The sequence below is a fragment of the Pseudoalteromonas sp. RWi3 genome (genome assembly GCF_054960735.1).
The window spans coordinates 1-13,298 of sequence record NZ_JBHNYL010000016.1 but is presented as its reverse complement, the minus strand read 5'-3'; the positions used below and the strand labels follow the sequence as shown (position 1 = coordinate 13,298).

The 13,298-nt window shown below is 39.5% G+C and carries 14 protein-coding genes and 1 pseudogene; 4 read left to right on the top strand and 11 right to left on the bottom strand.

The features are described from left to right. Nucleotides 1–27: 27 nt before the first annotated feature. The gene (locus ACFI4Z_RS16155) at nt 28–1,197 is read left to right on the top strand and encodes a MerR family transcriptional regulator (protein WP_462671470.1); all 1,170 of its coding nucleotides are present in this window, start codon (nt 28–30) and stop codon (nt 1,195–1,197) included. A gap of 61 nt (nt 1,198–1,258) precedes the next feature. Here ACFI4Z_RS16155 and ACFI4Z_RS16150 read toward each other — a convergent pair whose 3' ends face one another. Together ACFI4Z_RS16150 and ACFI4Z_RS16145 are read right to left on the bottom strand one after the other, a co-directional pair. Next, the gene (locus tag ACFI4Z_RS16150) at nt 1,259–1,915 is read right to left on the bottom strand and encodes a response regulator (RefSeq protein WP_462671469.1); all 657 of its coding nucleotides are present in this window, start codon (nt 1,913–1,915) and stop codon (nt 1,259–1,261) included. Further along, on the bottom strand, nt 1,912–3,051 hold the full coding sequence (locus ACFI4Z_RS16145; RefSeq protein WP_462671468.1) for a sensor histidine kinase: 1,140 nt from the start codon (nt 3,049–3,051) through the stop codon (nt 1,912–1,914). The genes ACFI4Z_RS16150 and ACFI4Z_RS16145 overlap by 4 nt, the downstream gene beginning before the upstream one ends. A 284-nt stretch (nt 3,052–3,335) precedes the next feature. Between ACFI4Z_RS16145 and ACFI4Z_RS16140 the strand changes: the two genes are divergently transcribed. After that, nucleotides 3,336–3,644 (top strand): hypothetical protein, encoded by a 309-nt coding sequence (locus ACFI4Z_RS16140; RefSeq protein ID WP_462671467.1) that lies wholly within the window; start codon nt 3,336–3,338, stop codon nt 3,642–3,644. A 7-nt stretch (nt 3,645–3,651) separates the two neighbouring features. Here ACFI4Z_RS16140 and ACFI4Z_RS16135 read toward each other — a convergent pair whose 3' ends face one another. After that, nucleotides 3,652–4,236 carry an acyl carrier protein phosphodiesterase gene (locus tag ACFI4Z_RS16135; RefSeq protein WP_462671466.1) on the bottom strand — a complete coding sequence of 195 codons (585 nt, stop codon included), beginning with the start codon at nt 4,234–4,236 and terminating at the stop codon, nt 3,652–3,654. 45 nt (nt 4,237–4,281) lie between these two features. Next, a complete protein-coding gene (locus tag ACFI4Z_RS16130) occupies nt 4,282–5,421 on the bottom strand; it encodes a helix-turn-helix domain-containing protein (protein ID WP_462671465.1) in 1,140 nt (379 codons plus the stop codon). Between the two features lie 222 nt (nt 5,422–5,643). On the opposite strand from ACFI4Z_RS16130, the gene ACFI4Z_RS16125 reads away from it, so the two are divergent. Beyond that, nucleotides 5,644–6,450 (top strand): DUF2306 domain-containing protein, encoded by an 807-nt coding sequence (locus ACFI4Z_RS16125; protein WP_462671464.1) that lies wholly within the window; start codon nt 5,644–5,646, stop codon nt 6,448–6,450. A 59-nt stretch (nt 6,451–6,509) separates the two neighbouring features. Here the strand turns inward: ACFI4Z_RS16125 and ACFI4Z_RS16120 are convergent, their stop codons facing one another. The 4 genes from ACFI4Z_RS16120 to ACFI4Z_RS16105 all read right to left on the bottom strand — a co-directional run bounded on the left by ACFI4Z_RS16120 (nt 6,510) and on the right by ACFI4Z_RS16105 (nt 10,706). Beyond that, nucleotides 6,510–7,529, bottom strand: coding sequence for a metal-dependent hydrolase (locus ACFI4Z_RS16120; RefSeq protein WP_462671463.1), 1,020 nt, complete (start codon nt 7,527–7,529; stop codon nt 6,510–6,512). 139 nt (nt 7,530–7,668) lie between these two features. Beyond that, on the bottom strand, nt 7,669–8,361 hold the full coding sequence (locus ACFI4Z_RS16115) for a tetratricopeptide repeat protein (protein WP_462671462.1): 693 nt from the start codon (nt 8,359–8,361) through the stop codon (nt 7,669–7,671). Nucleotides 8,362–8,634: 273 nt separating this feature from the next. Continuing rightward, nucleotides 8,635–9,870 carry a kynureninase gene (kynU, locus tag ACFI4Z_RS16110; RefSeq protein ID WP_462671461.1) on the bottom strand — a complete coding sequence of 412 codons (1,236 nt, stop codon included), beginning with the start codon at nt 9,868–9,870 and terminating at the stop codon, nt 8,635–8,637. Further along, nucleotides 9,867–10,706 carry an alpha/beta hydrolase family protein gene (locus tag ACFI4Z_RS16105; protein ID WP_462671460.1) on the bottom strand — a complete coding sequence of 280 codons (840 nt, stop codon included), beginning with the start codon at nt 10,704–10,706 and terminating at the stop codon, nt 9,867–9,869. The genes kynU and ACFI4Z_RS16105 overlap by 4 nt, the downstream gene beginning before the upstream one ends. Before the next feature lie 405 nt (nt 10,707–11,111). On the opposite strand from ACFI4Z_RS16105, the gene ACFI4Z_RS16100 reads away from it, so the two are divergent. After that, complete coding sequence (locus ACFI4Z_RS16100; RefSeq protein WP_462671459.1) at nt 11,112–11,531, top strand: hypothetical protein; 420 nt, start codon at nt 11,112–11,114, stop codon at nt 11,529–11,531. A gap of 1 nt (nt 11,532) precedes the next feature. Here ACFI4Z_RS16100 and ACFI4Z_RS16095 read toward each other — a convergent pair. The 3 genes and pseudogenes from ACFI4Z_RS16095 to ACFI4Z_RS16085 all read right to left on the bottom strand — a co-directional run. Next, nucleotides 11,533–11,856, bottom strand: a pseudogene (locus ACFI4Z_RS16095) (TonB-dependent receptor domain-containing protein); the annotation flags it as partial. Between the two features lie 24 nt (nt 11,857–11,880). Next, complete coding sequence (locus tag ACFI4Z_RS16090; protein WP_462671458.1) at nt 11,881–12,048, bottom strand: hypothetical protein; 168 nt, start codon at nt 12,046–12,048, stop codon at nt 11,881–11,883. 58 nt (nt 12,049–12,106) lie between these two features. Continuing rightward, nucleotides 12,107–13,081 carry a transposase gene (locus ACFI4Z_RS16085; RefSeq protein ID WP_462671457.1) on the bottom strand — a complete coding sequence of 325 codons (975 nt, stop codon included), beginning with the start codon at nt 13,079–13,081 and terminating at the stop codon, nt 12,107–12,109. Nucleotides 13,082–13,298 lie beyond the last annotated feature (217 nt).

The following is a 13,298-nucleotide window of genomic DNA, read 5'->3' as shown; positions in this document are numbered from 1 at the left end:
TCGCATTTTAAATGTATGAGGTTTTATGTGTACCGTGTATCGGAGTTAGCGAAATTAGTTGGTTTATCTAGAACGGCTTTGCTTTATTACGAAAAGCTCAACTTAATATCAGCAAAGAGATTAGAAAATGGCTACCGAGTTTATAGCGAAAGAGATGCACAACAGGTGCGCCTAATCCAGCAGTTGCAAAAAGCGGGTTTCACCTTAGCTGAATGTAAACATTGCTTAGAAAGTAAGTTAGATAAGACAGTACTTAGGCTACGCTATAATGAGTTAAAAGATGAGATAAACCAGAAAGAACGTTCATTGGCTTTGTTATCTTCCCTTCTTGGTGATGATACAAGTAAACCATGGCACATAACGCTTTCTGAAATAGCACCAGATGCACATATAGACTGGTTAAAAATCCAAGGGTTTGATGAAAAACAAGCTCTAAGAGTCAATTGGTTATCAAAAGATATGAATGAACATGAAAAGTATATGCAAGACTTTATGGAAGTATTTGAAACACTCGAACTTTGGGGGCCTAGTAGTAAAGAAGATACTTCAAAAGCGTACTCGTTGCTAAAGAGTCATCCTGCACATATTTTAGAAATAGGGTGCGGCAAAGGTAATTCAACAATAACGCTTGCCAATTTATCGAAAGCAAAAATTATCGCAATAGATAATGAACAGTTAGCCTTAGCGCAATTGCAACTTAAAATTAAGCAGCACAACCTCAAAGATTCAGTGTCAACTCAATGTATGAGTATGACTGAATTGAATTTTGGCGCTGATAAATTTGATGTCATTTGGGCGGAAGCATCGGCCTATATTATGGGAGTTGAGAAGGCACTGGCCAATTGGCAGCCTTTATTAAAAACACACGGCTTTATTGTTTTTAGCGATTTAGTCTGGCTAACAGATAACCCAAGTCAAGATTCTATAGAACACTGGAAAAATGATTACCCAGACATTCAAACAATTAGCACTCGAAAGTCACAGATAGAGCAAGCAGGGTTTGAACTAAAACATACCTTTACTGTTTCTGAGCAAACTTGGCAAAGCTACTATCAGCCACTTGAAAAACGTGCAAATGAATTAGCATCAGAACGGGTAAACTCACAAGCAATCTCGGATATAAAAAACGAAGTAAATTTGTATAAATCGCGTCTTGGTGAGTTTGGTTATCAATTCTTTATTGCCCAAAAAAAATAGGCACTCGCTGCTTACTTATGTAAGCAGCTTAGTTGTCATTCAACGTTAGCAGCGCTTACTATTATTTTATAAATCCTACTTCTATAGCCTTTAACACCGCTCGAGTACGATCCCTAACACCTAATTTTGCGAGAATAGTTGAGACATAGTTTTTAACCGTTCCTTCAGATTTAAACACCGCAGCCGAAATTTCACGATTGCTACACCCAGCCGCCATAAACCGCAGTATTTCTAATTCTTTAGCGCTGAACTCAGGCAGGTCAACTACACTTTCAAATTGGCTATCACTTGTACTTAGCTGTTTTATTACACGCTCAGAAATCGCTGGCTGTATTAACGTTTCGCCCTTATGAACACACTCTATCGCATCTACCAGGGTCTCTAATGATACATCCTTAAGTAAATAACCCTTTGCGCCTGCTTGCAGCGCGCTAACCACGAGCTCATGGTCATTAAACGTTGTTAGCATAATCACTGGCGGCTGCGATTTATCAAGCTTAGTTTGGTTTAACGCTTGCAACGTATCAATTCCCGACATGGCAGGCATGCGTATATCCATCAGTACAACGTCAGGTTGTTTTTCTTGAATTAACGATATAGCTTGCTCACCATCAGACGCTTCAGCTACCACATCAATGGTTTCAGAGAGCATTAATAAACTTTTTATCCCTGAGCGAACCAACGTTTGATCATCAACAATCATTACTTTAATTTTCATTGTGGCTCCACCAGCGTGATCTGTGTTACGAAACCAGTTTTAGTATGTTTAAACTCCACACAGCCACCTAAATCGTTAACACGTTCTTCAATACCTTTGAGGCCGTGTCCTTTTTGCAAAGGCTCAATGGTTTTAGAGTGAGCATTATCAACAATCGTTAAATAAATAATATGCTCTGCATTTGCTATATCTATTGTCAGCTCAGTAGCATGACTATGTTTTAGCGTGTTAGTGATGCTCTCTTGCGTACAGCGAAGCAAGGCGTCAGCAACCCTAACATCATTAATCACGGCTTCATCCACAATATTAAGTTTAACTTTTAACTGCGGTACATTATTAATTAGTGCCTGTAAGGCTTGTTTAATTTCTATCGCTGATCTGTCTCGAATCTCTGAAACGGCCTCTCTCACATCGCTCAATAACAGTTTTGCCAAACTATGACATTGCTTAATATTTTCATGCACAGCTCCTTCAGACGTTCGTTGCGCTACTTGTAAATTAATCGTCAAAGCGGTTAAGTGATGCCCTAATAAGTCATGAATATTACGGGCAATGCGAATTCGCTCAGCTTGCTTGGTGGCCTCACTTAACAGCGTTTGTGTGGCTAATAACTCTCGGTTTAATGCCTCAGACTTCTCACGAGCAAGGCTTTCGTTTCGTGTGGTATTCATAACCACTAATGCAAATAAATTAAACGTCCAAAATAACAAACCGGTCAGCAGGCTGTCGTCTTTGCCCCAGTAAAAGGTAAAAATAAAAAAAAGCGGAACCAAACATAATAACGATAAGCATACAGCGTATCTCAAACGCATAAAGTAAGGCAGTTGGGCACACCAAATGGTGCTTAATATCGCAATGTAGGTATAGGGTACAACCGCCGCTACAATCAATAGTACACCATATTGAATAGCTAAAAGCCCTTGCTTGAGTCCTTCATTTAAGCGGGTTTTGTAGTTCGCGTTAGCTATCAAAAAGCAGCCGATAAACACTAAAAAACACAAGGTTACTATTATTAAGTCAGGTGCAGGATAATCATTTGACTTGACCATCAACCATACCGCTGAACCGCTCACCACAGCCCACGCAATAATCGCAGTAAAACTTTCTATAGAAATGAGGCGTTTTATTTCAGTCATTTAACTTAGTCCGTTAATAAATACATCTTCAGTGGCTTCTTAAACTTAGTCTACAGTAGGCATGCCTAAAATATTAAGCGCTTTTATAAAGAATCTGGTTTGGCTGGTATAAAAACAAACAGTGAGGCGTCACCAATCTATCGATGCCTTCATCTTCGTTGTGTTAATTAACCTAAAGTGGGAAATGCTGGGTTATTGAATATGTATGGTTGCTGCTTGCTTAAAAGCTTGAGTATAATACACCACTGCAAGCGTATTTAGCTTACCTAATTTGGAACACCACCATGAAAAAACTATCGAAAGCACAATTAAAACAACAAGCACTTGTACTTGATGTTGCTGATAAAATAGAAGCACAAGGGCGTGCTGATATACCGGGTATGCTGCAATGCTGGTTTGATGTGGAGTACCACTTATTTCCGGGTTCGTTACTTATGTGCTTTCAGTTTGAAGATGAACAGGCATTAGTCGCCGCTGAGCCAGACCTTTTAAAGTGGCAAAAACGTTTAAGTGGTGCAATGCTTAAAAAAGGCGTGATTTTAAAAGACATGCGCAAGCATTTAGTGTTTACCCTAAAAGGGCCTGATGATTGAATCAGGATTAGCCTTCAAGGCCCTGTTGCTTCACATGCTTAATCAACTCAGGGAAAAACGCTAAGAAAATAGCATCGAGTTCACTGTAATTACGGGTTATATCTTCTACCGCACCAGTGAAAGTGTTGGTAAAGCGAATACGTGCAGCAATATTATCAAGTGCCAGCCCCACACTATCAACAGTTTCGTATTCTTTAAACCAATCGTTTTCTATCATACTGGTTACTACGCGCTGCATTCGCGCTGGCATAACTGGTATACGTTTACCCAAAAGCCCATAGCTGGTTTGCTTAAAGTCAGTGAGTGGTTGCTGATTAAAAGTATGCCAATGTTGGATAAGAAAGTGATCGAACACAACATCAACAGCCACCCCAGCAAAGCGTCTACGTTTAGGAGCGAAATACTGCTTAGCTTCTTTAACTAAAGGATGTGCGTCTGTAAATTTGTCGACTAAATAATGATTATCTAGCGCATTTTTAACGGTTGCGGGTAACTGTGTCAATTGCCGTTGGCCACCAAAGTCTCCAAGTAAATTCCCAAAATGAGAGTCGGCTGTTGGTCTTGCTAAATAAAGATGAGCTAAATAATTCAAGGCAGTCCTACGATCTAATGCATGTCCCTAAGAATCAATAAGTATCTACTCAACCAGCTCTGCAAGGATCTGACTTTGATAGTCACTATTTTGTTTTCGATACTCATTGGGAATACTCCCTACTATACTTTTAAACACGCGATTAAACGTTGCGAGAGACGAAAAACCGCTCTCAAGTGCAATGCTCAAAATACTCCATTCTTTAGCTTGCTCACTTGCTAATAACACCTTTGCATAATTTACACGGTATTGATTAATAAACAAATTAAAATTAGCAACCTTATAATGATATCGGATAGCCCGGCTAATTTTATACTCAGACATATGAAGTGCTTGTGCAAAATCGGCAATTTTAAGATTTGCTTGTAAGAATAACTGCTGTTCGTTCATTAGTTTAGAAATGCCTGCCACCAACTCGGGTGGTATTTGATCTTGTTGATTACTATCACTGAGGGGGGTTACTTCATCATTATCAATACCAACTTCACTCTCATCATTATGAAGTTGCGTTTGCTTTGTTGAGCTACTTGCTTGAAGAGTCATAACTGTGTGCATTGCAAATACAATTAACAGCGCAGAAGAAGTGATAATTAGCGGGTTATATAGCTCGATTTGCGCAGGGCTAAATATAAATACAGGTAATATACTGGCATTAACAACCGCTAAAAAGTACGCACTTGCAAAAATCACTGATTGCAGTTTTTGAGCGTGTGTTTTGCTATTGAAACCTCTTATCGACTCCCAAAAAGAAAGCACTAAAATGCACGATGAAAGTAAATTTGTTATTTCATTCATGCCTTGTTTTAATCGCCACATTATATGACTGCTAGAAAGCGGTTGCGGGTCAAGGCTAACTAAATAGTGCCATGTTTGATTAAACATGATCAAAAGCGCGATAGTGCTAGCCACTGCCACATGCCTGCGTGAAATAGGGTTATGCTCACGAAATAAAGCCCGGGATATTAACCATGATGCATTACACGTTGCACAAGTAAACAAGCCAATAAAGTACTGATACTCACCCAAGTTTGGTGCACTAATTTTTTGCACCCCAACCATACACAGCGAGCCACAAAATATGACAAATAAATAATGAATAAGCTGCTTATCTTTTTTAAGTGCATGTAAAAGCATTAAGCTCATACAGACAAAAATTAGCAGAAAATAAGGAGACGTATTTTGCATTACAGTGCGCTTTTAACCTGACGTATATAATTGCCTATCCAACATAGTACAAAGTAACTTTCCAGTTAGCAAAAAGACTTTGTTAGGGAATGTGTCTGTAGCTGTTAATTAATTCTAAAACATATCATATATCATTACTCAAATTTCAAATTTGATAAGAAACCGCCCTTCAAGCCCTTTATATTTACGTTATTCGTTTTATGAAGAAAAAAGAAAATACACATGTATAAAATCAAACTTAACCCAAATTCACTGCTTAATAGCAGTAAAAAAATATGGTTTACGTGCTTACTTATGGCACAAACCTGTTTTGTTATTTACCTCACATTAGGGTACGGGCTTACGGGCGCCACTAGCGGAATGTCTGATTGGAATCGCCTAAATAGCACGGCTTATGTTGCTAACGATGCAACAGGAAACTTAATGTATGCGGCACATGTATTATTAGCCATCGTGATGATTATAGGCGGCAGCTTACAATTAATTCCTGCTATGCGAAAAAAACACCCTCGCTTTCATCGCTATAACGGTCGTATTTTTGTGTTGCTTGCCTGTACCATTTCATTGGCCGGCATATACCTGATACTAGCCAGAGGAACTGTTGGCAACACCTTGATGCATGGGTTAACTATACTTGGCGGATGCGTGGTTATTTTATCAAGTATATTAGCTGTAATAGCTGCCAGAAAACGTAATATTGGTCTTCACAAAATATGGGCAATTCGCTTATTCCTTGCAGCAAATGGCGTTTTATTTTTTCGCTTAATGATTTTTGCTTGGTTCTTAATGTTTGGAACTTTAGGAGTCGATACAACAACGTTTACTGGCCCAGCTGTGTTAACTGTAAGCATTTGCTCTTACGTGATCCCTTTATTTATTGCTGAGCTAGTAAGGTATGCTGAAGGTACAACGAATCAAATTATTAAAATCGCCACCGCAAGTATAATGGCATTGATATCCATTATTTTTCTAATGGGTTTATTTGGGATCGTATTCGCCGAATGGTTCCCGGCGATAGTTAACTTATAAACAGGCTACTCTTTTAAAAGGGAGCTTATCTGATAAAGGCCCAATCAAAAGCCACTTTATTAATCAGTGGCTTTAGCTGATAAATCAACACTGGGATCTGTAATACGCGAGAAAGTACCCCCTAGCTTATCTAGCGGAAGTCGGTTATTCAGTTTTTGAAAATTCCCTGCTGCCCATTGTTGGTTATTTTTCTGTGCAACTACGAACGAGAATACGTAATAGCCCTCTTGACCCATTCGTAAGTCACTAAGGATCACGCGCTCATCTTGTGTATAAACGCCATAAAGTCCTTTGGTAAAATTTTGCAATAGTGTGATGGGCTTGGCTTTATTAAGCTCATCAAGTACTGCGTTGTCACTAGGGTAAAAGTCTATATTAACATTTTCTGTTGTATCAAATACCGATGCATAAATCTCATAATGACCTTGCTCAGTTACAGCGACAGCCCGCCAAAGTAGCGTATTTAAAGCTGTAGGCGTGCTTTCATAATGGCTAAACTCAATTCTTTTATTGCCCAGCGCATGATGGATTTTATCGTCTATATGCCACTTAGCTACCATGCCCCAAGCTAAGTAAATTGAACTAAGTACCAGTGCACTTGTATTTACTCGCTGAGCAAACGGCTGTACGCGCGAAAAGCACAATAGAATAACCGATAATAAAAGCGGCAATGTATACATGGGATCAATAATAAAAATACTTGATATGCCAAACGGGTGAGTCGACAGCGGCCATAGCAACTGAGTACCGTATACTGTAAAACTATCAAGTAGTGAGTGAGTACTTAGCACTAAAAATAAAGCCACTGTCCAGCGTTTCATCGACACACACTGCGCCCAACTCATTTTCAATAGTAGCCACGCAAAGATTGGACTTACCAACAACTGTACGAAAAACGAATGACTAAAACTGCGGTGATATACAAAGTTCTCAATGTCACCGCCAAAGTTGATCAGCACATCCAAATCAGGCACAGTGCCAAATGCCGCTCCAACGAATAACGACTTTCGGCCGAGCTTATTACCCAGCACCGCATAAGCAACACCACTGCCTAAAACGATTTGTGTCAGTGAATCCAAAAAAATCTCCTTCGCTAATTTTGTATACCCTAACATTCTACTGTTTGATATTCATTTACGATCTTTAAAGATGCCTAGGCGCTTTGAATTATTGATAGAAAAGCGCCACTTATATCCATAAGTGGCGCGCAAAAAAACATTAATGCTGACTAAGTAATGTTTTCGCCCAACTGTAATCAGGGTTGATGCTAAGTGCAAGCTGCCAATCTTGCTTTGCTTGCGCTAAATCCCCAGATTGCATTTTAACTAGACCACGCCATGTATAGGTTTCTGCATACCCCCAATGATAATTTGAATTTGCATCTGATTCATAGGCAGTTAGTGCGTTATTAAACGCCTCTGTTGCCTCTGTAACACTGCCTCCAAATATAGCTGGCGTGTTTAGTTTTGAGATCCCTTGCACTAAGTGCGTACGCGGATTATTAGGTGACAGTGCCTTTGCATCTGCTAACATCGCGTTTGATTTTGAGCCATAAAACATACCTTTCATTGGCTGTAGTGCAATTTTATAACCATAAACCTGTGCTAATAATGTTTTTACCTCAGCATCGTTTGGTTGAGCCTCATCAAGGGCCTCAAGCAACGAAATTGCTTTATCATTCCACTTGATTGCTGGGTCAGATTCACCCGACAAGTTAGAGCTTAATGCCAAGCGATAATAAGCCAATGCTTGATCGTACCCTTGAACTTGCCCAGCAAAAGTTTTCAATTCAGTCAAATCTAACTTGCTTGCTGCACGCTCTATTTGATCAATTTCATACTGACCTGCAAAGGTGTTTGAACTTGCTAAAATTGTTAACGCGATACCGCATACTTTCATCATTGTTTTCATGTCGTTTCTCCGTTTAAGTGACACGATAATTATTGATGAAAGCAAACAGATTATTGAGGGGCATTTGTCATCAATACTCAATGACAAAAGTCACCAGCTGCAATACAGACTTTATTAAAAACGATGAGAAACAAGACATGTATAGCCAATGCAGAATAAAGCCATATAAGTAAAAAATAACTATCTAACGAGACTCAATCATTCAACGAGTTCTTCTTCAAGTATATGAGTACGGTAAGCCGAAGGGCTTTGCCCATTTAAAATAAATACATATTAGGTTACTTTACCCGCTTTGTTAAAACGTGGCTCGGTATACAATCTAGTTTGCACAACATTCGCTAATATATTGACCGCGTTCCATATATCTTCGAACGAGTTATAAAGAGGGGTGAAGCCAAAGCGTAAAATATTCGGCGCCCTAAAGTCTGCAATAACGCCTTTTTCAATGAGTGCTTGGCAAATTGCAAAGGCATCATTGTGGGCAAAAGCCAACTGACTGCCTCTTTGTGAAGAGTCTTCGGTTGAACACAGGTACAAATCAGCTAGGCATGACTGCGACCGTACCTGCTTAATAAAGACATCAGCCAAGGCGATAGACTTTTTTCTCACTTGCAAAATGCTCACATCTTGCCATACATCAAGCGCGGCATCTAATGCGCTCATTGCAAGTACACTAGGAGTACCGCATAAATACTGATTTATATCTTCTGCCCCCTGATACTGAGCATCAAATGCAAACGGTTTTACGTGCCCCATCCAACCACTTAGCGGCTGGTTAACAGTAGCTTGATGGCGCTTAGCCGCATATAGAAATGCCGGTGAACCAGGCCCTCCATTTAAATATTTGTATCCGCACCCCACTGCAAAATCGACGTTACATTTATCAAGTTCGACAGGAAGTGCCCCCGCGCTGTGGGCTAAATCCCAGATAACCAAAATACCTTTTTCGTGGGCGAGCTTAGTAAGCGCTGGCATATCTAATAGCTGCCCAGACCTAAAGTTAACTTGGGTTAACAACAGCACCGCCACGTCATCATTTAAGCTTTGTTCAATCTGGTGCTCGCTAACAAGTTTAAGTTGGCATAAGTCTTCGCCTAATAGTTCGCTCAACCCTTGCACCATATACAAATCAGTTGGAAAGTTATCTTCAGTGGACAGCACAACATTACGGCCAGAATTTAACGATAAGGCACTGCTTAATAATTTAAATAAGTTGATCGATATAGAATCACAACAAATTACTTGGCCAGCTGCCGCACCAATAATAGGGGCTATTTTCTCACCTACTTGAGTAGGTAAATCAATCCAATGGTGGTCATTCCAGCTTCGAATTAAATGTTCTCCCCATTGCTGACTGACTACTTCAGCCACACGAGATTTAACCACTTTAGGTAAAGCACCTAATGAATTGCCATCTAGATATATGGTATTAGCGGGCAACGCAAATTCGGCGCGTTTATGAGCAAGCGGATCGGATCTATCTAGCGCAGTAATATCATCAAAATTCATTTATCGATTCCATTTAATTTTTCAAGCAAAATTTTAAACGCGTGAGAACCTGGGTGTACCCAATCAAAGTGCCCTGCATTTTCTAACGTGACCACTGAACGATTAAGTTGCCCTAAGTTGTGTGCTGGGACAATGGTATCTTTGCCACCCTGAAGAATAAAGCTATTAATATGCAACGGTTGTTCACTCGGGTTTGCTTGCGTATACGCAACGGGCTTATCACTTGGCATACCCTGCATAAAATCTTTTGTCACCTTTTGGCAGCTGTTTTCACCGTGTGCATAGGCTTTTATATCAGTAATGGGCGCAAGACCAATTACACCTTTAAGATTTTCCATTTGCCCGCCCGCAAGTAGTGCCAAATGACCACCAGCTGAGTGCCCCACAACAACAGTATTACTCAAATTAAACTCACCATCGTTGTAGGTGCTTGAAGTTTTAATACCGTTTTTTATATCATCAAAGGTAACGGGCCAACCGCCGATACTCTCGCCTGTTCGGCGATACTCTATAGACCATACATTAAAACCTGCTTGCGCTAAGCCAGTGCTCAATGCATAGGTATGTTTAATATCATAAGCACTAAGCCAACAACCACCATGTAGTAATACCACCAAAGGTTTATTCTTATCTTGAGCGTTGCTAGCACGCCACAATAATGCATATTGCGAGTCATGTGTGCCGTAAGATACTTTTTCTTCAGCATTTACAAACCCAAGCGATGCCACTTTGGAGTATGCGACATTGTTCTCAACCATGGGAAAATCGACCATATTCTGCATTGCGCAGCCAGCTGCACACAAGGCACTAAACAATAAAACAATCGCATTTTTCACTATAAACCGTCCTTTTTAAACCTTAATAAAGCTAAACGACAACGTTGGGTTATGTTCACACCATTGAGTTAATGATTGATAGATACCTTACTTGTATGAGCGATGCGAGTGCGTATACCCAAAAGCATTACTAAGTTAATCATGACACTATAAAGGAGTAAAGAAAGAAACGTTCAAGCGATTGGCTTGAATTATAACCCCCACGATACCCTGCAAACTGACTTTACGTTTAAAGCCTTAAGCTCGATTACAATTGTATTTTACTAATTCAGTAACCAGTCAGTCCGTTTTTGCTACTACTGTGAATAATTTTTCGATGCAGCATGAGTATTCAACCCCTTGCTTAGTTTTAACTTCTTAAATGCATCCTTCTTACAATTAGCATGTAGAGGCTTCTAACACGTTATGACAACGACCGCTTTAAGTAAATCAGAGCAAGCTGCACTGCAACTTGCTCTGATTAACAGTAAACTCATAAACAGTGATACCGTAAAAACTGATAGCCCAGTAATCAGTGAGCAACATGCCTATAGCCATATTGCTGTGATGCTGCACCGCTGCAATTTACACGAAATAAAATGGCCGTATTTTTTAAAAATGGCACTCAATACAGCAACCGAACAATGCCAATGGTTATCAAGCGAACTTATAAGATGCCAGCAAGAGTACACTGACCAATCGAGTGAGGCTCAGATCATTGAACAACATGCATTTTTAGTGGTATTTTTAGCGAAGAACTCGCCTACATTGACGCTTTACTTGGAACAGAAGCACAGCCTGAGTAAAGTGATGGGACAAGCATCTTTAAGCCTGCCCCAAGGGTAAGTTAAAAGTTATATTTTAAGCTCAGTTTATAATTGACTGGCTCACCTGGTTGAGTCCAAATCGCAGAGTAAGAATTTGAGTAATATTCTTTATCCAGCACGTTATTAATGTTCAGTTGTACCATCACATCTTCATTAACGTTGTAAGTTGCGAACAGGTTCACCAGTGTATACGAAGGTAAGTAATACGTAGGGTCTATGGTTTCACCTAAGCGTTCCCCCTCATACTGAACAGCTATACCAACGCTTGCATTTAAATCGATTAAATCATTTAATTCTCTTTTAATACGTGCATTTGCACTGTGTTTAGGAATATTAAGTAAAGGGCTGCCTTTTGGTAATTTTACCCACTAATCTGTATTAACCGTGTCGTTTGCTGTTTTTGCATCGGTGTAGGTATAGGCCAAATCAAATGAGGTGTGCTCTGTAATATAACCGTGTAAATCAAACTCAACGCCTTCGCTAGTTACCTCACCTAACGCCGTCGACACGCCTGCTTGCAAATCTGTGGTCAACATATTGCTTTTTTCGGCGCTAAATGCAGCAAATAGCAGCAAATAGCAGGAGCAAATAGGGTCAAATCTTGACTTCACACATCAAGCAATCTCGAAGTTTTTCGTATTGTAATTTAACCTTCTTATCTTCAACCATTAATGCATTTAACCTACTCACAGCTTTGGATATAGCTGAATAATGCTGAACATAAAAGATACCTGCTAATGCCTGCAAATTTAATCCCGTTAAATCTTGACATAATTTAATAGCAAACCAACGGGGTAAGTTTTTCTCTTTTCGCCCCTTTTTAACCATTACTATGTCAACAACATCAACACTTAAATGTTTTGCTACGTAAGCAATTACATCATCTGCTGAATGCTTTTTACTAACAAACTTTCTTTCGCTATTTGATGTTGCAATATAGTCCTTTATGTTTTCAATAAAGCCCTCACAACCAAGCACCGACAATAATTTTTTAGCACCATAAAAAGTACTTATTTCTTTGTTGTTTTCAAATTCCACAAACTGCTTATAAGCTGCATATTGACGCTTTTTACCTTGCAGTGAAAATATAAAATCTCGAACGAGCCATTTAGGCGTCGCTCCCCTTTTAATGAACGCTGAATAGCTAGACCATTTATACTTAGCCAGATCATCTACCAGCGGGGTGCTCGTTTCAATTGGGTTACGATGAATATACCGACTAACATGCAATAAGTAGTTATCAGCATCCACCAACACCGCTTTGTAGCGCCCTCTAAACAGCGCGCCATCTGTATTATGTGTTCTGTTAAAGTATTGGGTATAAAGGCCATTAATATGCTTCATGGCTCTGCCTAAATTTGCATCAGGGGTTTTAATTAGCAGGTGGTAATGATTGGTCATTAAACAATAAGAATGCACTTCAATATTAAAGCGAAGGCTTGCTTGCTCAATGCAATATAAAAAATACGTAAAGTCGTCATCGCTCAAAAAGGTATTTTCACGCCCTCTTCCACGATTCATGACATGATAAAACGCATTCTCATACTCTATTCGCAATGGCCTAGACATAGCAATTAACTCAATAAGCAGTAAACTATAAATCTAGACCTTTGGTGTCTGAAGTCAAGATTTGACCCTTCTAATTTCATACTCTATTCGCAGCGGCCTAGACATAATGATAAAATCAATGAGCAATAAACTATAAATCTAGACCATTGATGTATGAAGTCAAGATTTGATAATCATATAGAAAGCTCCTCGAGTTTTTCGATACAGTTGTGTTGTT